The following is a 21138-nucleotide window of genomic DNA, read 5'->3' as shown; positions in this document are numbered from 1 at the left end:
AATACGTTGCACTGTACCAGTACATGAGTACAAAAGAAATAAAAAAAGCCCCGATTGTGACGATCGGGGCTGTATATTTTACTTTACGCTGTGAATGCGCAGGTCAGCGTGAGTTACGCATCACCGCCGAAACGACGGCGACCGGTAGAGTCATCACGACGCGGACCACGGCTTTCACGACGCTCGCCGCTGAAGCGACGACCATCACCACGACCACCTTCACGACGTTCGCCGCTGAAATTACGACCACCTTCACGACGTTCGCCACTGAAGCTACGACCACCGCCGCGACGTTCGCCGCCCGCGTGCGGAACCGCATCACCCAACAGCTGCATATTCATCGGCTTGTTCAGAATGCGGGTACGCGTGAAGTGCTGGAGCACTTCGCCCGGCATACCTTTCGGCAGCTCGATGGTGGAGTGAGACGCGAACAGCTTAATGTTACCAATGTAACGGCTGCTGATGTCGCCTTCGTTAGCGATAGCGCCCACGATATGACGAACTTCAACGCCGTCATCACGGCCCACTTCAATGCGGTATAACTGCATATCGCCAACGTCACGACGTTCACGACGCGGACGTTCTTCACGGTCGCCACGCGGGCCACGGTCGTTACGATCGCGCGGACCACGGTCATCACGGTCACGGAATTCACGCTTAGGACGCATCGGCGCATCCGGCGGCAGAATCAGCGGACGCTCGCCCTGCGCCATTTTCAGCAGTGCGGCAGCCAGCGTTTCGAGATCCAGCTCTTCGCCTTCAGCAGACGGCTGGATTTTCGCCAGCAGCGCACGGTACTGATCCAGATCGCTGCTTTCCAGTTGCTGCTGAACTTTCGCGGCGAATTTTTCCAGACGGCGTTTACCCAGCAGTTCTGCGTTCGGCAGTTCCACTTCCGGAATGGTCAGCTTCATGGTGCGTTCGATGTTGCGCAGCAGACGACGCTCGCGGTTCTCAACGAACAGCAGCGCGCGACCGGCGCGACCCGCACGGCCGGTACGACCGATACGGTGAACGTAGGACTCGGAGTCCATCGGGATATCGTAGTTCACCACCAGGCTGATACGTTCAACGTCCAGACCACGTGCCGCAACGTCGGTGGCGATCAGGATGTCCAGACGACCATCTTTCAGGCGTTCCAGAGTCTGCTCACGCAGCGCCTGGTTCATATCGCCATTCAACGCGGCGCTGTTGTAGCCGCTACGTTCCAGCGCTTCTGCTACTTCCAGGGTCGCGTTTTTGGTACGTACGAAGATAATCGCCGCATCAAAGTCTTCCGCTTCCAGGAAACGCACCAGCGCTTCGTTTTTACGCATACCCCAGACAGTCCAGTAGCTCTGGCTGATGTCAGGACGGGTAGTCACGCTGGACTGAATGCGCACTTCCTGCGGCTCTTTCATAAAGCGGCGGGTAATGCGACGAATCGCTTCCGGCATAGTGGCGGAGAACAGAGCGGTCTGATGACCTTCCGGGATCTGCGCCATAATAGTTTCAACGTCTTCGATGAAGCCCATACGCAGCATTTCGTCGGCTTCATCCAGCACCAGACCACTCAGTTTAGAGAGGTCGAGGGTGCCGCGTTTTAAGTGATCAAGCAGACGTCCCGGCGTACCGACAACGATCTGCGGCCCCTGACGCAGGGCGCGTAACTGCACGTCATAACGCTGACCGCCGTACAGGGCAACCACGTTTACGCCGCGCATGTGTTTAGAGAAATCCGTCATGGCTTCGGCCACCTGTACCGCCAGTTCGCGGGTTGGCGCCAGCACCAGAATCTGAGGTGCCTTCAGCTCAGGATCAAGATTGTTGAGCAGCGGTAAAGAGAACGCTGCGGTTTTGCCGCTACCGGTCTGGGCCATGCCCAGCACGTCGCGACCGCCCAGCAGATGCGGAATGCACTCTGCCTGGATTGGAGATGGTTTTTCGTAACCCAGATCGGTAAGGGCTTCAAGGATAGGAGCCTTCAGCCCCAGATCTGCAAAAGTGGTTTCGAATTCAGCCATGTAGTACGTGTGCCTCAAAATTAATGGCGGCCAGTCTACATAACTCATCATGAAATTGATCTGCAATTTTCATTGAAAAGTGTGAACCGGCTCAAAGTAGGTGTATTAACGAACAACAACGCCCTCACCCGCGAAGGTGATGGCAATCAAAAAGATTACGGGCTGATATGTTCGTCAGCTATTGCTGGTCCGATTCTGCCAGGTCATCTTGGTCCTGGCCCAGGAGCGATAATTCCAACAATGCGTATCGGTGCTCAACAAAGTTATGAACGTTGTTGGCCACCGCCAGTTTGAACAGAGCCGTGGCGCTGTCCAAATCCCCCAGACTTAGGTAATACTTACCTAAATAGAAGTTGGTTTCACTGAGATGCTCAGCGAGCGAGGTGTTATCCGTTGCGTCCGCCTTGAGCCTTTCCATCAGCGTTGCTTCGCTAATGTCGCCCAGGTAGAACTCGACAATGTTCCATCCCCATTGCTCTTTATCCGATTTTTCGAAGCGTGCTTTTAACGCTTCTTTCGCCTGCTTCTCATTAAGCTTCTGCTCAACAAGATACAGCCACAGGCTGCGGTAAGGATCATTGGGATCGTCTTGATAAAACGCCAGCAGATCATCTTGCGCTAACTTATCACGGCCGCCGTAATACAATGCGATACCGCGATTTAAGTGCGCGTAGTTGTAAGTTGGATCAAGCTCTAGTACAGAATCAAACGCTTCATAGGCAGCATCAAAATTGCCTGCCTGCGTTAAATAAATGCCTAAGTAATTGAATACTTCAGGCATATCCGGTCTGATTGCCAGCGCTTGTGAAAAATCATTTCGCGCTAATGCCCTCAAACCAAGACTATCATACAACACTCCGCGCTCATATAAAAGCTGTGCGCGTTCGTCATCGGTTAAAGCCCGACTGGCAAGAATCTGTTCCATACGCGCCAGAATCACTTCCTGCTGTAAAGTCGGTTGCAATGGTACTGCGAGGACTTCACTTTTACGCCAGGCGGAATTACTGCATCCTGCAAGCGTAAGTGCTGTCGCAACGAAACACCAGCGCAAAAAAGGCTTCATTTCCCACTCCCGAAGACAACGATTGAATGAACGTCCTGTTCCCCGGTGGCTCAACAAGGCGTCCAGCCAGGTCTAAAGCCCTCCGCACTGCGGAGGGCAAAAGGCTACCTTACTCGGCCTGTTCGCTCGCCGGAGCTTCCGGCGCAGCCGCAGGTTGAGACTGCTCGGTTGCTTCTTTAATGCTCAGACGTACACGGCCCTGGCGGTCAACTTCCAGAACCTTAACCGGGACTTCCTGACCCATCTGCAGATAATCGGTCACTTTCTCTACACGCTTATCCGCGATTTGAGAGATGTGAACCAGACCTTCTTTACCGCCGCCGATGGCAACAAACGCGCCAAAGTCAACGATACGGGTCACTTTACCATTGTAGATACGGCCGACTTCGATCTCCGCAGTAATCTCTTCGATACGACGGATAGCGTATTTCGCTTTTTCACCGTCGGTCGCCGCGATCTTCACAGTACCGTCATCTTCGATTTCGATGGTGGTGCCGGTCTCTTCAGTCAGCGCGCGGATCACAGAACCGCCTTTACCGATCACGTCTTTGATCTTGTCCGTGCTGATCTTGATGGTATGGATACGCGGCGCGAATTCAGAGATATCGCCGCGCGGCGCGTTGATCGCCTGTTCCATCACGCCCAGGATGTGCAGACGCGCACCTTTAGCCTGGTTCAACGCAACCTGCATGATCTCTTTGGTGATACCTTCAATTTTGATATCCATCTGCAGCGCAGAGATACCGTCGCGGGAACCCGCCACTTTGAAGTCCATATCGCCCAGGTGATCTTCGTCGCCCAGAATGTCAGACAGTACAACGTAGTTGTCGCCTTCTTTCACCAGACCCATAGCGATACCTGCTACGGCGGCTTTAATTGGCACGCCAGCGTCCATCAGCGCCAGAGAAGCGCCGCACACGGAAGCCATAGAAGAAGAACCGTTGGATTCGGTGATTTCAGACACCACGCGAACGGTGTACGGGAATTTATCCATGTCCGGCATCACTGCCAGCACGCCGCGCTTCGCCAGACGACCGTGACCAATTTCACGACGCTTCGGAGAACCGACCATGCCGGTTTCGCCTACGGAGTACGGAGGGAAGTTGTAGTGGAACAGGAAGCTGTCAGTACGCTCGCCCATCAGTTCATCAAGCACCTGCGCGTCACGGGCAGTACCCAGAGTTGCGGTAACCAGCGCCTGCGTTTCACCACGGGTAAACAGAGCGGAACCGTGAGTACGCGGCAGTACGCCAGTGCGCACGTCCAGACCACGGATCATGTCTTTTTCACGGCCATCAATACGCGGCTCGCCTGCCAGTACGCGGCTACGCACCACGTTTTTCTCGATAGCGTGCAGGATTTCGCCCAGCTCGTTAGCATCCAGAGTTTCATCTTCTGCAATAAGCTGCTCGATGGTTTCGGATTTGATTACGTCAACCTGAGCATAGCGCTCTTGTTTATCGGTAATGCGGTACGCGTCGCTCAGACGAGATTCAGCAAGCGCAGCAACACGCGCGTTCAACGCGTCGTTGACGGCTTCCGGCTGCCAGTCCCAACGCGGTTTACCGGCTTCTTTCACCAGATCGTTGATCGCCTGGATAACAACCTGCTGCTGCTCGTGACCGAATACCACCGCGCCCAGCATAGTGTCTTCACTCAGCAGTTCAGCTTCGGATTCCACCATCAGCACAGCCGCTTCGGTACCGGCAACCACCAGGTCCAGCTTGCTTTCTTTCAGCTCGTCCTGGGTTGGGTTCAGCACGTACTGGTCATTGATGTAACCTACGCGCGCTGCGCCGATTGGGCCGTTGAACGGAATGCCGGACAGCGACAGCGCAGCGGATGCGCCGATCATGGCAACGATGTCCGGGTTAACCTGCGGGTTAACGGAAACGACGGTCGCAATAACCTGCACTTCGTTAACGAAGCCTTCCGGGAACAGCGGACGAACCGGGCGGTCAATCAGACGCGCGATCAGGGTTTCGCCTTCGCTTGGACGGCCTTCACGACGGAAGAAGCTGCCCGGGATACGACCAGCAGCGTAGGTACGCTCCTGATAGTTAACGGTCAGTGGGAAGAAGTCCTGGCCTGGCTTGGCTTTTTTCTGGCCGACAACGGTAACGAATACGGCGGTGTCATCCATGCTTACCATAACAGCGGCAGTGGCCTGACGCGCCATCATGCCAGTTTCCAGCGTAACGGTATGCTGACCGTACTGGAATTTACGAACGATCGGATTAAGCAAAATAATATCCTTTCCAATTTTTGACGGCATAATACGCGCCGTCGTTAATACCCGATCTTCTGCGCATCCTCGCGACTAATGACAACCCTAACCCTGATATGGGTAAAGCCTCTCATTAGCCGCGCGAACCTCTGCAACGGAAGATCATTCATAGCAACAATACATTAGTTTCCAGCGAATTGCTGCCATCTGCTGGAAAAAAGGGGCCATGAAGGCCCCCTCTTTCTGAAACTCGAAAGAATTAGCGACGCAGACCCAGACGCTCAATCAGCGCGGTGTAGCGTGCAACATCTTTACGTTTCAGGTAGTCGAGCAGTTTACGACGCTGAGAAACCATACGCAGCAGACCACGACGGCTGTGGTGATCTTTTTTATGCTCTGCAAAGTGACCCTGCAGGTGGTTAATCTGTGCAGTCAACAGAGCAACCTGAACATCGGTAGAACCGGTGTCGTTTGCGTCACGACCGAACTCAGAAACGATTTTAGCTGTAGCTTCAGTACTTAGAGACATTTTAAAACTCCAAAGTATTTAAGAATGAGAGGACGCCGATCTCTAATTCAGCGATCCCAGTGTACGCCGCGTAAACTGTTAAATAATTTACGCGACGTTAAGCGGCGGTATTCTACTCGCAGCGCTCTCTTATCGCAAGACGAAGCGACATTACGCTGGGTACTCTACTACCAGCCGACGAGGCGCGACACGGCCTTCGTCGTCAATTTCGCCCATACCGATAAATTTATCGTCTTCACCTTCCGTCACACGAACCAGTCCCTTCAACGGCGCGCCCGAGGTACGAACCGGGTTGCCATTTTTGAAGTATACCGAAGATGTTAACGGCAGATTAACAACAGGATAGTCCGAAGCTGGACTGTCCATTGGCATCAATAATGGATCGAGCAACTGCGCCGCCGGAACGCCCTGCTGTTCCGCCTGTGCTACCAGCTCGCGCAAGTGCTCCAGCGTCACCATACGATCCACCGGATACTTGCTGACCGTCAGACGACGCAGGTACGTTACGTGCGCGCCACAGCCCAGTTTCTCACCTAAATCATCAATAATGGTACGAATATAGGTGCCTTTGGAGCAGTGAACTTCCAGCTCCAGCTCGTTACCTTCATGGCGAATAAACAGCAGCTCATAGACGGTAATCGGGCGGGCTTCGCGCGGCACTTCGATACCCTGGCGGGCATATTCGTACAGCTTCTTGCCCTGATACTTCAGCGCCGAATACATCGAGGGAATCTGTTCGATATCCCCACGAAAGGTCTCCAGCGCGCTCGCAAGCTGCTCAGCGCTGAAAGTCACCGGACGCTCCTGCACGATTTGACCATCGGCGTCAGAGGTATCCGTGCGCTGCCCCAGACGGGCAATAACACGATAGCGTTTGTCAGAATCCAGCAGGTACTGCGAAAATTTTGTCGCTTCGCCGAGGCAAATCGGCAACATGCCGGTCGCCAGCGGGTCCAGCGCGCCGGTATGCCCGGCGCGGTTGGCATTGTAGATGCGCTTAACTTTCTGCAGCACGTCATTGCTGGACATACCCTGCGGCTTATCCAGCAGCAGAACGCCGTGAATGTCGCGGCCACGACGACGAGGACGACTCATCAGTCCTCCTTGCTGTCGTCCGGGTTCACACGACGTTCTTCGTCATGTTTCACCACGTTAGTCACCAGGTTGGACATACGCATCCCTTCCACCAGCGAGTTGTCGTAGAAGAAGGTCAGTTCCGGTACGATGCGCAGACGCATCGCTTTACCCAGCAAGCTGCGGATGAAACCAGACGCTTCCTGCAGGGCCTTAATGCCGTTTTTCACAGCCGCTTCGTCCTGATCGTTGAGGAACGTCACGAATACTTTGGCGTATGCCAGATCGCGGGACATTTCAACACCCGATACGGTGGTCATCATACCTACACGTGGATCTTTGATTTCGCGTTGCAGGATGAGCGCGATCTCTTTCTGCATCTCTTGCGCTACGCGCTGAGGGCGACCAAATTCTTTCGCCATAATAAATTCTCCAGAATAAAGACAAAAAAGGGGCCATAAGCCCCTTTTTAAATTTCTTGCCGGGTGGCGCTTCGCTTACCCGGCCTACGCCTAATCATCTTCTAAGGATTTTGGATTGCAACAAGGCGGCAAGCTCGTAAATCCCCGGGAGCATAGATAACTATGTGACCGGGGTGAGCGAGCGCAGCCAACGCCGTTGCGGCCCAAAAGACGACGAAGATTAAGCGATGGTACGTTGGATCTCGATAATCTCGAATACTTCAATCATATCGCCAACGCGAACGTCGTTGTAGTTCTTCACGCCGATACCACATTCCATGCCGTTACGGACTTCGTTAACGTCATCTTTGAAGCGGCGCAGGGATTCCAGCTCGCCTTCATAGATAACCACGTTGTCACGCAGAACGCGGATTGGGTTATGGCGTTTAATCGTACCTTCGGTAACCATACAGCCCGCGATCGCGCCGAATTTCGGCGATTTGAACACATCGCGCACTTCAGCCAGACCGATGATCTGCTGTTTCAGTTCCGGAGACAGCATACCGCTCATCGCCGCTTTCACTTCGTCGATCAGGTTATAGATGACGGAGTAGTAACGCAGATCCAGGCTTTCAGATTCGATCACTTTACGCGCAGAGGCATCGGCACGAACGTTGAAGCCAACCAGAATGGCGTTGGACGCCGCAGCCAGGGTCGCGTCGGTTTCGGTGATACCACCTACGCCAGAACCGATGATCTTCACTTTCACTTCGTCGGTAGACAGTTTCAGCAAGGAGTCGGAGATCGCTTCCACAGAACCCTGTACGTCGGCCTTCAGCACGATGTTCACTTCGTGAACTTCGCCTTCGGTCATGTTGGCGAACATGTTCTCGAGTTTAGATTTCTGCTGACGCGCCAGTTTAACTTCACGGAATTTACCCTGACGATACAGAGCAACTTCACGCGCTTTCTTCTCGTCGCGAACGACGGTCACTTCGTCACCCGCAGCCGGAACGCCGGACAGGCCGAGGATTTCCACCGGAATGGACGGACCCGCTTCCAGCACTTCCTGACCCAGTTCGTTACGCATCGCACGCACGCGGCCGTATTCGAAGCCACACAGCACGATATCGCCCTTATGCAGCGTACCTTCGCGTACCAGAACGGTAGCCACCGGACCACGACCTTTATCCAGGAAGGATTCGATCACCGCGCCGCTCGCCATACCTTTGCGTACCGCTTTCAGTTCCAGAACTTCGGCCTGCAGCAGGATAGCATCAAGCAGTTCGTCAATACCGGTACCCGCTTTCGCAGACACGTGAACGAACTGGCTTTCACCACCCCACTCTTCCGGCAGAATGCCGTACTGGGACAGTTCGTTCTTAACGCGATCCGGATCGGCTTCCGGCTTATCGATTTTGTTCACCGCAACCACGACCGGCACACCTGCCGCTTTCGCGTGCTGGATAGCTTCGATAGTCTGCGGCATCACGCCATCGTCTGCCGCTACCACCAGAACCACGATATCCGTTGCCTGCGCACCACGAGCACGCATCGAGGTAAACGCGGCGTGACCCGGGGTGTCCAGGAAGGTGATCATCCCGTTGTCAGTTTCAACGTGGTACGCACCGATGTGCTGGGTAATGCCGCCCGCTTCTCCAGAGGCCACTTTCGTGGAACGAATGTAGTCCAGCAGAGAGGTTTTACCGTGGTCAACGTGACCCATGATGGTCACAACCGGGGCGCGCGGTTCAGCCGCAGCGCCGGTATCACGGTCGCTCATTACCGCTTCTTCCAGTTCGTTTTCACGACGCAGGATAACTTTGTGGCCCATCTCTTCGGCAACCAGCTGTGCGGTTTCCTGGTCGATGACCTGGTTGATGGTGGCCATGGCGCCCAGCTTCATCATCGCTTTGATGACCTGAGAACCTTTCACCGCCATCTTGTTCGCCAGTTCGCCAACGGTGATGGTTTCACCGATCACCACGTCGCGGTTAACGGCCTGAGCGGGCTTCTGGAAGCCTTGCTGTAAAGAAGATCCTTTACGCTTGCCGCCTTTACCGCCGCGAACCGCAGCACGCGCTTCTTCGCGATCGGCTTTGGATTCGGCATGTTTGCCTTTTTTCGCCGGACGCGCCGCTTTTGCATTACGGCCACGACCACGACCGCCTTCTACTTCACGATCGTTTTCGTCTTCGGCCTGGCGAGCGTGCTGAGAAGTGGTGACATGATAGTCACTGGTGTCTTCTACTGGCTCAGGCGTTGCGGTCCATTTGTTTTCTTCCGCCATGCGGCGAGCTTCTTCTGCTACACGACGCGCTTCTTCTTCGAGTTTGCGACGTGCTTCTTCTTCCGCTTTACGCTTCAGCTCTGCAGCTTCATTCTCACGGCGGGCTTTTTCGGCCTGGGCGGTTTTGGTCATATCGTCAGTCTGTTGATTGCTCACTTTGTCTTTTTCCGCAGCTTCACGTTTCGCTTTTTCAGCGGCTTCACGCTTAGCTTGTTCTGCGGCCTCGCGTTCAGCTTTTTGTTGCGCCTCGCGTTTGGCCTGTTCTTCTGCCTCACGACGGGCTTGCTCTTCCGCTTCACGCTGCGCCTGCTCTTCCGCGGCCAGGCGTTCAGCCTCTTGCGGATCGCGTTTCACAAAGGTGCGCTTCTTGCGGACTTCGATTTGTACCGATTTACTTTTTCCACCGGTACCTGGAATGTTCAGGGTGCTGCGCGTCTTACGCTGCAGCGTCAGTTTATCGGGACCAGAAACCGCTTCGCGGTTCAGGTGCGCCAGTAAAGTCTGTTTTTCTTGTGCGGACACAGAGTCGTCAGCAGATTTCCGGATACCTGCATCAGCAAACTGCTGTACCAGGCGATCCACGGAAACCTGTCTCTCTGCGGCCAGCGCTTTTAGGGTTACATCTGTCATGCTGTTCCTTCCTGCTACAGTTTATTACGCTTCGTCGCCGAACCAGCAAATATTACGGGCAGCCATAATCAGCTCACCGGCTTTTTCGTCGGTCAACCCTTCGATATCAGCCAGATCATCAATGCCCTGGTCGGCGAGATCTTCCAGCGTACAAACACCACGAGCCGCCAGTTTGAAAGCCATATCGCGATCTAATCCTTCCAGATTCAGCAGATCGTCAGCCGGTTTGTTATCACCGAGGCTTGCTTCCTGGTCCTGCGCCAGAGTGGCCAGTGCGTTTTTAGCACGCTCGCGCAGTGCTTCAACGGTCGGCTCATCAAGGCCGTCAATTTCCAGCAGTTCTTTCATTGGCACATAGGCCAGTTCTTCGAGCGTGGAGAAACCTTCTTCTACCAGAACGGTCGCGAACTCTTCATCAATATCAAGATATTTAGTAAAGATCTCGATAGCGGCATGTGCTTCAGCCTGATGTTTAGCCTGCAAGTCATCAACGGTCATTACGTTGAGTTCCCAGCCGCTCAATTGCGAAGCCAGGCGGACGTTCTGACCATTACGTCCGATCGCCTGCGCCAGATTACCGGCTTCAACGGCGATATCCATGGTATGTTTATCTTCGTCCACCACGATAGACGCGACGTCTGCCGGCGCCATCGCATTAATGACGAACTGCGCCGGGTTATCATCCCACAGCACGATATCAATACGCTCACCGCCCAGTTCGGTAGAGACCGCCTGAACGCGCGCGCCGCGCATCCCCACGCAAGCGCCGACCGGATCGATACGTTTATCGTTGGTTTTCACTGCGATTTTCGCACGAGAGCCCGGATCGCGAGCCGCCGCTTTAATTTCAATCACTTCCTCGCCGATTTCCGGCACTTCGATGCGGAACAGTTCGATCAGCATTTCCGGCTTGGAACGGGTGACGAACAGCTGCGCGCCACGCGCTTCCGGGCGAACAGCATACAGCACGCCGCGAATACGGTCGCCAGGGCGGAAGTTTTCGCGCGGCAGCATATCTTCACGCAGAATCACCGCTTCAGCGTTACCGGCCATCCCTTCGGATTTAATTTCCAGAGAGATATTGTCGCGGTTCACTTTCTTCACCACGCCAGTGACGATTTCGCCTTCCTGGTCGCGGAACTGATCGACAACCATCGCCCGTTCGGCTTCACGCACTTTCTGAACGATAACCTGTTTCGCAGTCTGCGTGGTGATACGGTCAAAGGTGACAGATTCAATCTGATCTTCAACATAGTCGCCGACATTCAGGCTTTCGTCTTCAAAACGCGCCGCTTCCAGCGTAATTTCCTTCGTCGGCATGGTCACTTCTTCAACGATCAACCAACGGCGGAAAGTATCAAAATCACCGCTTTTACGATCGATTTCTACACGAACATCGATCTCCTGCTCATATTTTTTCTTTGTTGCTGTCGCCAGCGCACTTTCCAGCGCTTCAAAAATTTTTTCGCGTGGCAGCGCTTTTTCGTTGGAGACGGCTTCAACAACAGCCAAAATTTCTTTGTTCATCGCGGGCTTTTCACCTCATCCAGACTGTTAAAAGTGGGGAACCAGGTTCGCCTTCTGGATATTACTCAGCGCGAACACTTCATCTTTGCCTTCGACTGTGACGGTAATCATTTCACCGTCCACCGCTTTGATAATGCCCTGCCACTTGCGACGGTTCTGTACCGCCATGCGAAGAACCAGCGCGACTTCTTCACCCTGGAAACGCGCATAATGATCGGCAGTGAACATAGGACGGTCGAGACCCGGTGACGAGACTTCAAGGTTGTAAGCCACGGAGATAGGATCTTCAACGTCCAGCACCGCGCTTACCTGGTGGCTCACATCAGCACAATCATCAACATTGATGCCATCTTCACTATCAATATAGATGCGCAGTGTGGATGTGCGACCGCGAATAAATTCGATGCCGACCAGCTCGTAGCCTAAGGCTTCAACTGGCGCTGTAATCATCTCTGTTAATTTTTGCTCTAATGTGGACAAGCCCACCCCCAAGACATAAAAAAAGGGCCTAAAGCCCAGTTATTCTGTAGTCAGATAACAAAAAACCCCGATAAATCGGGGCTTTAGATAACTGAACCCTATAACCGCAACGGCGGTCTGGTGTACCTTCCGAAAGAATTTTTTTCAAATCCAGCTACGAAGGACATAATCTTCACAGTATATTTGAAAAAGAACTCTAAGGGAAAGTGGTTGCGGGGGCCGGATTTGAACCGACGACCTTCGGGTTATGAGCCCGACGAGCTACCAGGCTGCTCCACCCCGCGCCTGAAACGTGGCAAATTCTACTCGTTTTGGGTAAAAAATGCAAATACTGCTGGGATTTGGTACCGAGGACGGGACGTAAAATCTGCGCACAGTATAGTGACCAGGCATGAGTTATGTCAACCCTATTCCCAATATGCAGATGAATGAATATCACTCTTCGTTATACTCATCCCATCTCTCCGGCTTATACACGCATTTCACAACGTTATTTCAGTAAACCTTCACTAAACGCTTCCTGTCTCTGCTAAAAGATGATTAAATGAAAACTCATTTATTTTGCATAAAAATGCACTAACGCAGAAACCGATCTCATTATCAGTCAATCAAGCAGGGTTCTATTCTATGACGACGATTCTTAAGCATCTTCCAGCAGGTCAACGTATTGGTATCGCTTTTTCCGGCGGTCTGGACACCAGCGCCGCGCTGCTGTGGATGCGACAAAAAGGAGCTGTCCCATATGCCTATACTGCGAATCTGGGACAACCGGATGAGGATGACTATGACGCCATTCCTCGTCGCGCAATGGAGTATGGCGCAGAGAATGCTCGCCTGATTGATTGCCGCAAGCAGTTGGTTGCAGAAGGGATCGCAGCGATTCAGTGCGGCGCTTTTCATAATACGACTGGCGGACTGACCTATTTCAATACCACGCCGCTGGGCCGTGCCGTGACCGGCACGATGCTGGTCGCCGCGATGAAAGAAGACGGCGTGAATATCTGGGGCGACGGCAGCACCTATAAAGGCAACGATATTGAACGTTTCTATCGTTACGGCTTGCTGACCAACGCCGAGCTGCAGATTTACAAACCGTGGCTGGATACCGACTTTATCGATGAGCTGGGTGGTCGCCATGAGATGTCTGAATTTATGATTGCCTGCGGTTTCGACTATAAGATGTCAGTCGAAAAAGCCTACTCCACCGACTCCAACATGCTCGGCGCCACGCATGAAGCGAAAGATCTGGAGTTTCTTAACTCCAGCGTCAAGATCGTCAACCCGATTATGGGCGTGAAGTTCTGGGACGAAAGCGTGAAGATCCCGGCAGAAGTTGTGACCGTCCGCTTCGAGCAGGGTCACCCTGTTGCCCTGAACGGTAAAACCTTCAGCGATGATGTTGAGATGATGCTGGAAGCGAACCGCATCGGTGGCCGTCACGGCCTGGGCATGAGCGACCAAATTGAAAACCGCATCATTGAAGCAAAAAGCCGCGGTATTTATGAAGCCCCCGGAATGGCGCTGCTGCACATCGCTTACGAGCGTCTGTTGACCGGTATTCACAACGAAGACACCATTGAACAGTATCATTCACATGGTCGTCAGCTGGGTAAACTGCTGTATCAGGGCCGCTGGTTCGACTCTCAGGCGCTGATGCTGCGTGACGGCCTGCAACGTTGGGTCGCCAGCCAGATTACCGGTGAGGTCACACTCGAGTTGCGTCGCGGCAACGACTACTCCATCCTGAACACGGTGTCTGACAACCTGACCTATAAGGCTGAGCGTCTGACCATGGAGAAAGGCGAGTCCGTGTTCTCACCGGACGATCGTATCGGTCAATTGACCATGCGTAATCTGGACATTACCGATACCCGCGAGAAACTGTTCGGCTACGCGAAAGCGGGTCTGTTAACCGCCTCTTCCGCGACCGGTCTGCCGCAGGTTGAGAATCTGGAAAACAAAGCGAAGTAAACATTTATCATTTTAAGGCCGCGAAAGCGGCCTTTTTTATGCGCGGAATATAAGGTGTCTGTTGGCCTGATAAACGTAGCGCCATCATGGGTTGTAATAATGTCGGATGGCGGCGTAAACGTCTTATCCGACCTACAGACAACCACAAATAACAAACAAAAAAAAGACGCTTTTCAGCGTCTCTTTTCTGGAATATTGGTACCGAGGACGGGACTTGAACCCGTAAGCCCTATTGGGCACTACCACCTCAAGGTAGCGTGTCTACCAATTCCACCACCTCGGCACGGATACTGCTATTAGCGCGGGATATCGCTGGTCGGCTGGGCCGGTGCAGCAGGTTGAGTCTGCTCGGTCTTCGCCGGCGCGCTCAGATTTTCCCACTCGCTTCCTTTATTGGTTTTATTGCTATTGATATTACCCAACACCAGACTGATGATGAAGAACAGCGTCGCCAATACCGCCGTCATTCGGGTCATGAAGTTACCAGAACCACTTGAACCAAATAGCGTAGCGGAAGCGCCTGCTCCGAAGGAGGCTCCCATATCAGCGCCTTTACCTTGCTGCAGCATGATCAGACCTACAAGGCCAATTGCCACAATAAGGAAAACAACTAAAAGAGCTTCGTACATAATCAACCTGTTCCTTGCGGAGTTGCCGCGTACCAATGCTTCTACCAATAAAGCGGGATTTTTACTGTTTCCCACTGAAGCGGGTGTGAATACTAACCAAAGCGAATGACCTTCGCAAGGGCAATTTAAGCGCATTGTATCAACTGCGGAAAAAAACAGCAAAAGCGTTGTTTTTTGCGGGCAGTAAGGCGGCAACCGCCGCCTTTTTAGTCACTTAAACGCTTAAACGGCTTTTACCGCATCCGCGATACGATGAGCGAATGCCGTAACCTGCGCTTCATCCTCGCCTTCCACCATCACGCGAATCAGCGGTTCGGTACCGGATTTACGTAGCAGTACCCGCCCACGATTGCCGAGTGTGGCTTCTACGTCCGCCGTTACCGCTTTCACCGCTTCATTTTCCAGCGGATCGCCGCTACCGGCGGTGTAACGCACGTTAACCAGAATCTGCGGGAACATTTTCATACCGCTACACAGATCGTGCAGACTCATATGATTACGCACCATCGCCGCCAGAACTTGTAGCCCCGCTACAATACCGTCGCCAGTGGTCGTTTTATCCAGCAGAATAACGTGACCAGAGTTTTCCGCGCCGATGCGCCAGCCTTTTTCCTGCAATTTTTCCAGCACGTAGCGGTCGCCCACTTTCGCCCGGGCAAACGGAATGCCAAGCTGCTTGAGCGCCAGCTCCAGCCCCATATTGCTCATCAGCGTCCCCACCGCGCCGCCGCGCAGTTGCCCCTGGCGCAGCCCTTCGCGCGCGATGATATACATAATCTGATCGCCATCGACTTTATTGCCTTCATGGTCAACCATGATGACCCGGTCGCCGTCGCCGTCAAGCGCGATGCCGAGGTCCGCCTTCTCCGCCAACACGCGCGCCTGCAACGCGCGCACGTCGGTCGCGCCCACTTCTTCGTTAATGTTGACGCCGTTTGGCTCACAGCCGATGGCGATAACGGTCGCGCCCAGCTCGCGCAGCACATTCGGCGCGATATGGTAGGTAGCGCCGTTGGCGCAATCCACAACCACTTTCAGGCCATTGAGGCTCAGTTCGTTCGGGAAGGTGCCTTTACAGAACTCAATATAGCGTCCGGCGGCATCGACGATGCGGCTCGCTTTCCCCAGCTCGGCGGAGTCTACGCAGGTGATCTCTTTTTCCATTTCGGCTTCGATGGCTTCTTCCACATCGTCAGGCAGTTTCGTACCGTCGATAGAGAAGAATTTAATGCCGTTATCATAGAACGGGTTATGCGAAGCCGAGATAACGATACCCGCCTCCGCGCGGAAAGTCCGCGTCAGATAGGCGACGGCTGGCGTTGGCATAGGCCCGGTAAACGAGGCCGACAGCCCCGCAGCGGCAAGGCCCGCCTCCAGCGCGGACTCCAGCATATAGCCGGAAATACGCGTATCTTTACCGATAATGATTTTACGCGAGCCATGACGCGCCAGCACTTTTCCGGCAGCCCAACCCAGTTTAAGCACGAAATCAGGTGTAATGGGGGCATTGCCTACACGTCCGCGAATCCCATCGGTACCGAAATATTTACGATTACTCATAGCGTTTGTTTTCCTTTGCAGACAGAGTGGCTTCCACCACCCGCATCGCCTCTACGGTTTCTTTGACGTCATGGACGCGAATGATCTGCGCGCCCTGCATCGCGGCAATTACCGCGCACGCAAGGCTGCCGTTCAGACGGTCTGATGGTCCCACGTTAAGTAACTGACCAACCATCGTTTTACGTGACATGCCCACCAGCAGCGGCAGGTTAAAATGATGAAACTCACCCAGTCGCGCCAGTAAGGTATAATTGTGAGAGAGATTTTTACCGAAACCGAATCCGGGGTCGAGCAACAATTTCTCTTTTGCGATGCCGGCCTTCTCACAACGTGCTATTTGCTCAATAAAGTAGCGATTCACCTCGGCAAAGACATCGTCATATTTCGGCGCCTCCTGCATGGTTTTGGGGTTGCCCTGCATGTGCATAAGACTGACCGGCAAGCCGGTTTCCGCTGCCGCTTCCAACGCGCCGGGCTCGGAGAGCGAACGGACATCATTGATAATATGCGCGCCCGCCCTTGCCGCTTCACGGATCACCTCGGGTTTAGAGGTATCCACAGAAATCCACACTTCAAAACGTTGCGCGATTGCTTCCAGTACCGGAATAACGCGATCCAGCTCTTCTTCCACGCTCACTTCCGCCGCGCCTGGTCGCGTTGATTCCCCCCCCACATCAATAATTGTCGCCCCGGCATTCACCATTAAATTCGCATGTTTCACCGCCTCAATCAGCGTGTTATGCGCGCCGCCGTCGGAGAACGAATCCGGCGTTACGTTCAGGATACCCATAACATGCGGATGAGTGAGATCGAGCGTGGCGCCCTGAGCGAAGAGTTTCATGGTCAAAATCCCTGTTTTATTTATGGTGAGTTAAAAAAAGAAAAACCCCGGGGCAAGCCCCAGGGTTTCGGTGAGCGCTAAACATAATGTTGTACAACAAATGCTTATTTGTCGCCCAGCTGCTCTGACATCGTGTTGCCCGGGTTCGGCGTGCGTGGTTCATCAACCGGACGCGGCGCCTGAGGCGTACCATTGCTGTCAGAGTTATTGGTGCCGTTTGGATCTTCCCAGCCCGCAGGCGGACGCACTTCACGACGCGCCATCAGGTCATCAATCTGCGGCGCATCGATGGTTTCATATTTCATCAGCGCATCTTTCATCGCGTGCAGAATATCCATATTGTCAGTCAGGATCTGACGAGCGCGATTGTAGTTACGTTCAATCAGCGCTTTCACTTCCTGGTCGATGATACGCGCAGTTTCATCAGACATATGTTTCGCTTTTGCGACGCTACGGCCGAGGAACACTTCGCCCTCTTCTTCCGCGTACAGCAACGGACCAAGTTTCTCCGAGAAGCCCCACTGGGTGACCATGTTACGCGCCAGGTTAGTCGCGACTTTAATGTCGTTCGACGCGCCGGTAGAAACATGCTCAACGCCGTAGATAATCTCTTCCGCCAGACGGCCACCGTACAGCGTGCTGATTTGGCTTTCCAGCTTCTGACGGCTGGCGCTGATCGCGTCGCCTTCAGGCAGGAAGAAGGTCACGCCCAGCGCACGACCGCGCGGGATAATCGTCACTTTGTGCACCGGATCGTGTTCCGGCACCAGGCGACCGATAATCGCGTGGCCCGCTTCGTGGTACGCGGTCGACTCTTTCTGCGCTTCCGTCATCACCATGGAGCGACGTTCGGCGCCCATCATGATTTTGTCTTTCGCTTTCTCGAACTCAACCATCGACACAACGCGCTTGTTACCACGAGCCGCAAACAGCGCCGCTTCGTTCACCAGGTTCGCGAGGTCAGCACCGGAGAAGCCCGGCGTACCGCGCGCAATGATCGCCGCATCAATATCCGTCGCTAACGGTACGCGACGCATATGCACCTTCAGAATCTGCTCACGACCGCGAACGTCCGGCAGGCCTACCACCACCTGACGGTCGAAACGACCAGGACGCAGCAGCGCCGGGTCAAGGACGTCCGGACGGTTAGTTGCGGCGATAACGATGATACCTTCGTTACCTTCGAAGCCGTCCATCTCAACCAGCATCTGGTTCAACGTCTGCTCACGTTCATCGTGACCGCCGCCAAGACCTGCGCCACGCTGGCGACCGACGGCGTCGATTTCATCGATGAAGATAATGCACGGCGCCGCTTTCTTGGCCTGTTCGAACATGTCACGCACACGAGACGCGCCGACACCGACGAACATTTCCACAAAGTCAGAACCGGAAATCGTAAAGAATGGCACCTTCGCTTCACCCGCAATGGCTTTTGCCAGCAGGGTTTTACCGGTACCCGGCGGGCCGACCATCAGGACGCCTTTCGGAATTTTACCGCCCAGCTTCTGGAAACGGCTCGGTTCACGCAGGTATTCAACCAGTTCCGCCACTTCTTCTTTTGCTTCGTCACAACCCGCAACGTCAGCAAACGTGGTTTTGATCTGATCTTCCGTCAGCATACGCGCCTTGCTCTTACCGAACGACATGGCGCCTTTGCCACCGCCGCCCTGCATCTGACGCATGAAGAAGATCCAGACGCCGATCAGCAACAGCATCGGGAACCAGGAAATGAAGATAGAAGCCAGCAGGCTTGGCTCTTCAGGTGGTTCGCCAACAACCTTGACGTTTTTAGTCAGCAGGTTATCAAGCAGCTTCGGATCATTAATCGGAATGTAAGTCGTGTAACGGTTACTATCTTTCTTGGTAACGTTGATCTCACGTCCGTTGATACGCGCTTCGCGAACCTGGTCCTGATTGACCTCTTGCAGGAAGGTAGAGTAATCCACCTTACGGCCATTAGACTCGCTGGGCCCAAAGCTCTGGAATACTGACATCAGCACAACGGCAATGACCAGCCAGAGTATTAGGTTTTTCGCCATGTCACTCAAGGGATTAACCTCTTATTACAACTGTGTTAAAAACAGCGTCAGGATACTCTATATCCAGTTTCTTTCAAACCTTACGTCTGAAATCTGCCGGTTATCACTTTCGCCCGGTCGCTACAATGTACACTTCACGCGAACGCGCACGCGAAGAGTCCGGCTTACGAACTTTAACCTTCGTAAACAGGGAGCGAATTTCCCTTAGATACTCATCGAAACCTTCGCCCTGGAACACCTTCACTACAAAACTTCCGCCTGGCGCCAGCACATCGCGGCACATCTCTAACGCCAGCTCCACCAGATACATGGCGCGGGGGATATCCACCGCCGGTGTTCCGCTCATGTTTGGTGCCATATCCGACATGACAACTTGTACTTTACTGTCACCCACGCGTTCCAGTAACGCTTTCATGACAAGTTCATCACGAAAATCGCCCTGAAGAAAGTCCACACCAACGATAGGATCCATAGGTAAAAGATCACAAGCGATGATGCGGCCTTTGCCGCCAATCTGCGTGACCACATACTGTGACCAGCCTCCTGGCGCAGCGCCGAGATCGACTACCGTCATTCCCGGCTTAAAAAGTTTGTCACTTTGCTGTATTTCATCAAGTTTAAACCAGGCACGGGAGCGTAGCCCCTTTTTCTGCGCCTGTTGAACATATTTATCGCTAAAGTGTTCCTGAAGCCAGCGGCTTGAGCTGGCAGAACGCTTTTTACCTGTCATTTAACTTTCCCGTCGGGGCAGTTCATCGTAGCCAATGGCGTAAATTTCTACACGCCTATTTGGCGATATAAGGGAGATGGCGGTAGAATGACCCGTTTTCAATCCCAACGTAAGCAAAAATATACGATGAATCTGAGTACTAAACAAAAACAGCACCTAAAAGGTCTGGCACATCCGCTCAAGCCTGTTGTTATGCTTGGCAATAATGGTTTGACCGAAGGGGTACTGGCCGAGATTGAACAAGCGTTAGAGCACCATGAACTTATCAAGGTGAAAATCGCCTCGGAAGATCGCGAAACAAAAACCTTGATCGTGGACGCTATCGTGCGCGAAACCGGCGCCTGTAACGTACAGGTCATCGGTAAAACGCTGGTGCTGTATCGCCCAACTAAAGAGCGTAAAATCTCGCTGCCGCGTTAAGGATATCCTAAAGTCGAACACAAAATCTGTGTAAAACGAGGGGTTTTCCACGAGCAGGAGAGCAAAATGCCACGCTCTCTCCGTTGATAAAAGGCCGCTATGCGGCCTTTTTCCTTTCTTTACAATACACCAACAATTTGCGTATTGAGTACTACTTAAAGGTATTCCACTTTAAGCACTTCGTATTCCACATCGCCGCCAGGCGTTTTGATCACCACGACGTCATCCTGCTCTTTGCCGATCAGGCCGCGAGCGATTGGCGAGTTTACCGAAATGAGATTTTGCTTAAAATCCGCCTCATCGTCGCCAACAATGCGGTAGGTCTGCTCTTCGTCGGTGTCCAGGTTCAGCACCGTGACGGTAGCGCCGAAAATCACGCGACCATTGTTCGGCATTTTAGTGACATCAATCACCTGCGCATTCGACAGTTTTGCTTCGATATCTTTAATGCGCCCTTCGCAGAAACCCTGCTGTTCGCGTGCAGCATGATACTCCGCGTTTTCTTTTAAATCGCCATGTTCGCGCGCTTCGGCGATAGCGGCGATGATTTCAGGACGGCGCACAGATTTCAGAAAATCCAGCTCTTCGCGCAGTTTTTCGGCTCCGCGTAAGGTCATCGGAATAGCTTGCATTTGTTATACCTCTTGAACATTCCTGTAGGGGGCAATGAACTCTACCCCGGCTGCTAAGCCAGCCCCGGCATATGCCATACCAGGGTCAGAAG

At 53.5% G+C, this 21138-nt stretch carries 18 protein-coding genes and 2 tRNA genes; 2 read left to right on the top strand and 18 right to left on the bottom strand.

Translation table 11 applies throughout. The annotated features are described in order from the left end of the window. Window positions 1-113: 113 nt before the first annotated feature. From deaD to ACLD4F_RS14725, 11 genes are all read right to left on the bottom strand, one after another. A complete protein-coding gene (gene deaD, locus ACLD4F_RS14775; protein ID WP_000807248.1) occupies window positions 114-2003 on the bottom strand; it encodes an ATP-dependent RNA helicase DeaD in 1890 nt (629 codons plus the stop codon). Continuing rightward, on the bottom strand, window positions 1996-2076 hold the full coding sequence (gene yrbN / locus ACLD4F_RS14770) for a protein YrbN (protein ID WP_010723222.1): 81 nt from the start codon (window positions 2074-2076) through the stop codon (window positions 1996-1998). Before yrbN ends, deaD begins: the two co-directional genes overlap by 8 nt. 105 nt (window positions 2077-2181) lie before the next feature. Beyond that, window positions 2182-3066, bottom strand: a complete 885-nt coding sequence (nlpI, locus tag ACLD4F_RS14765) for a lipoprotein NlpI (protein WP_000802069.1) — start codon at window positions 3064-3066, stop codon at window positions 2182-2184. A 109-nt stretch (window positions 3067-3175) separates the two neighbouring features. Further along, window positions 3176-5311, bottom strand: coding sequence for a polyribonucleotide nucleotidyltransferase (gene pnp, locus ACLD4F_RS14760; protein ID WP_001670767.1), 2136 nt, complete (start codon window positions 5309-5311; stop codon window positions 3176-3178). Window positions 5312-5552: 241 nt separating this feature from the next. Beyond that, window positions 5553-5822, bottom strand: coding sequence for a 30S ribosomal protein S15 (gene rpsO, locus ACLD4F_RS14755; RefSeq protein ID WP_000059465.1), 270 nt, complete (start codon window positions 5820-5822; stop codon window positions 5553-5555). A 150-nt stretch (window positions 5823-5972) separates the two neighbouring features. Further along, window positions 5973-6917 (bottom strand): tRNA pseudouridine(55) synthase TruB, encoded by a 945-nt coding sequence (gene truB, locus ACLD4F_RS14750; protein ID WP_000089676.1) that lies wholly within the window; start codon window positions 6915-6917, stop codon window positions 5973-5975. Continuing rightward, window positions 6917-7318 (bottom strand): 30S ribosome-binding factor RbfA, encoded by a 402-nt coding sequence (rbfA, locus tag ACLD4F_RS14745; protein ID WP_001040208.1) that lies wholly within the window; start codon window positions 7316-7318, stop codon window positions 6917-6919. The genes truB and rbfA overlap by 1 nt, the downstream gene beginning before the upstream one ends. A gap of 220 nt (window positions 7319-7538) precedes the next feature. After that, complete coding sequence (gene infB, locus ACLD4F_RS14740) at window positions 7539-10217, bottom strand: translation initiation factor IF-2 (RefSeq protein WP_000133064.1); 2679 nt, start codon at window positions 10215-10217, stop codon at window positions 7539-7541. A 24-nt stretch (window positions 10218-10241) separates the two neighbouring features. Further along, the gene (gene nusA / locus ACLD4F_RS14735) at window positions 10242-11744 is read right to left on the bottom strand and encodes a transcription termination factor NusA (RefSeq protein ID WP_001031038.1); all 1503 of its coding nucleotides are present in this window, start codon (window positions 11742-11744) and stop codon (window positions 10242-10244) included. A gap of 27 nt (window positions 11745-11771) precedes the next feature. Continuing rightward, the gene (gene rimP / locus ACLD4F_RS14730; protein WP_000105461.1) at window positions 11772-12224 is read right to left on the bottom strand and encodes a ribosome maturation factor RimP; all 453 of its coding nucleotides are present in this window, start codon (window positions 12222-12224) and stop codon (window positions 11772-11774) included. Between the two features lie 207 nt (window positions 12225-12431). Further along, window positions 12432-12508, bottom strand: a tRNA-Met gene (locus ACLD4F_RS14725). 343 nt (window positions 12509-12851) lie between these two features. Here ACLD4F_RS14725 and argG point away from each other — a divergent pair. Continuing rightward, complete coding sequence (gene argG, locus ACLD4F_RS14720) at window positions 12852-14195, top strand: argininosuccinate synthase (protein WP_000207653.1); 1344 nt, start codon at window positions 12852-12854, stop codon at window positions 14193-14195. Between the two features lie 196 nt (window positions 14196-14391). Here argG and ACLD4F_RS14715 read toward each other — a convergent pair. The 6 genes from ACLD4F_RS14715 to rlmE form a co-directional block, all read right to left on the bottom strand. Beyond that, window positions 14392-14478 (bottom strand) — tRNA-Leu (locus ACLD4F_RS14715). A 13-nt stretch (window positions 14479-14491) separates the two neighbouring features. Next, window positions 14492-14824 (bottom strand): preprotein translocase subunit SecG, encoded by a 333-nt coding sequence (gene secG, locus ACLD4F_RS14710; RefSeq protein ID WP_000272680.1) that lies wholly within the window; start codon window positions 14822-14824, stop codon window positions 14492-14494. A gap of 222 nt (window positions 14825-15046) precedes the next feature. Further along, a complete protein-coding gene (glmM, locus tag ACLD4F_RS14705; RefSeq protein WP_000071169.1) occupies window positions 15047-16384 on the bottom strand; it encodes a phosphoglucosamine mutase in 1338 nt (445 codons plus the stop codon). Next, on the bottom strand, window positions 16377-17225 hold the full coding sequence (folP, locus tag ACLD4F_RS14700) for a dihydropteroate synthase (protein WP_000764710.1): 849 nt from the start codon (window positions 17223-17225) through the stop codon (window positions 16377-16379). Before folP ends, glmM begins: the two co-directional genes overlap by 8 nt. A gap of 104 nt (window positions 17226-17329) precedes the next feature. After that, window positions 17330-19264, bottom strand: a complete 1935-nt coding sequence (gene ftsH / locus ACLD4F_RS14695; RefSeq protein ID WP_001107481.1) for an ATP-dependent zinc metalloprotease FtsH — start codon at window positions 19262-19264, stop codon at window positions 17330-17332. A 103-nt stretch (window positions 19265-19367) separates the two neighbouring features. Next, on the bottom strand, window positions 19368-19994 hold the full coding sequence (gene rlmE / locus ACLD4F_RS14690) for a 23S rRNA (uridine(2552)-2'-O)-methyltransferase RlmE (protein WP_000145974.1): 627 nt from the start codon (window positions 19992-19994) through the stop codon (window positions 19368-19370). 126 nt (window positions 19995-20120) lie between these two features. Between rlmE and yhbY the strand changes: the two genes are divergently transcribed. Then, the gene (gene yhbY, locus ACLD4F_RS14685; RefSeq protein WP_001592995.1) at window positions 20121-20414 is read left to right on the top strand and encodes a ribosome assembly RNA-binding protein YhbY; all 294 of its coding nucleotides are present in this window, start codon (window positions 20121-20123) and stop codon (window positions 20412-20414) included. Between the two features lie 155 nt (window positions 20415-20569). On the opposite strand, the gene greA is transcribed toward yhbY, so the two are convergent. Beyond that, window positions 20570-21046 (bottom strand): transcription elongation factor GreA, encoded by a 477-nt coding sequence (greA, locus tag ACLD4F_RS14680; protein WP_001148008.1) that lies wholly within the window; start codon window positions 21044-21046, stop codon window positions 20570-20572. Window positions 21047-21138: the final 92 nt, after the last annotated feature.

The organism is Salmonella sp. 741265050_HSA (assembly GCF_046569445.1).
Lineage (GTDB): Bacteria > Pseudomonadota > Gammaproteobacteria > Enterobacterales > Enterobacteriaceae > Salmonella > Salmonella enterica.
Note: the sequence above shows the minus strand (reverse complement) of the source record. Positions and strands in the feature narration are given on the sequence as shown.

What these genes read in the sequence shown, in the direction of transcription:
- secG (WP_000272680.1), bottom strand. Translation starts at nt 14,824, where the DNA reads ATGTACGAAGCTCTTTTAGTTGTTTTCCTTATTGTGGCAATTGGCCTT.
- rbfA (WP_001040208.1), bottom strand. Translation starts at nt 7,318, where the DNA reads ATGGCGAAAGAATTTGGTCGCCCTCAGCGCGTAGCGCAAGAGATGCAG.
- infB (WP_000133064.1), bottom strand. Translation starts at nt 10,217, where the DNA reads ATGACAGATGTAACCCTAAAAGCGCTGGCCGCAGAGAGACAGGTTTCC.
- yrbN (WP_010723222.1), bottom strand. Translation starts at nt 2,076, where the DNA reads ATGAAAATTGCAGATCAATTTCATGATGAGTTATGTAGACTGGCCGCC.
- nusA (WP_001031038.1), bottom strand. Translation starts at nt 11,744, where the DNA reads ATGAACAAAGAAATTTTGGCTGTTGTTGAAGCCGTCTCCAACGAAAAA.
- greA (WP_001148008.1), bottom strand. Translation starts at nt 21,046, where the DNA reads ATGCAAGCTATTCCGATGACCTTACGCGGAGCCGAAAAACTGCGCGAA.
- nlpI (WP_000802069.1), bottom strand. Translation starts at nt 3,066, where the DNA reads ATGAAGCCTTTTTTGCGCTGGTGTTTCGTTGCGACAGCACTTACGCTT.
- yhbY (WP_001592995.1), top strand. Translation starts at nt 20,121, where the DNA reads ATGAATCTGAGTACTAAACAAAAACAGCACCTAAAAGGTCTGGCACAT.
- rpsO (WP_000059465.1), bottom strand. Translation starts at nt 5,822, where the DNA reads ATGTCTCTAAGTACTGAAGCTACAGCTAAAATCGTTTCTGAGTTCGGT.
- deaD (WP_000807248.1), bottom strand. Translation starts at nt 2,003, where the DNA reads ATGGCTGAATTCGAAACCACTTTTGCAGATCTGGGGCTGAAGGCTCCT.
- folP (WP_000764710.1), bottom strand. Translation starts at nt 17,225, where the DNA reads ATGAAACTCTTCGCTCAGGGCGCCACGCTCGATCTCACTCATCCGCAT.
- ftsH (WP_001107481.1), bottom strand. Translation starts at nt 19,264, where the DNA reads ATGGCGAAAAACCTAATACTCTGGCTGGTCATTGCCGTTGTGCTGATG.
- truB (WP_000089676.1), bottom strand. Translation starts at nt 6,917, where the DNA reads ATGAGTCGTCCTCGTCGTCGTGGCCGCGACATTCACGGCGTTCTGCTG.
- argG (WP_000207653.1), top strand. Translation starts at nt 12,852, where the DNA reads ATGACGACGATTCTTAAGCATCTTCCAGCAGGTCAACGTATTGGTATC.
- rlmE (WP_000145974.1), bottom strand. Translation starts at nt 19,994, where the DNA reads ATGACAGGTAAAAAGCGTTCTGCCAGCTCAAGCCGCTGGCTTCAGGAA.
- glmM (WP_000071169.1), bottom strand. Translation starts at nt 16,384, where the DNA reads ATGAGTAATCGTAAATATTTCGGTACCGATGGGATTCGCGGACGTGTA.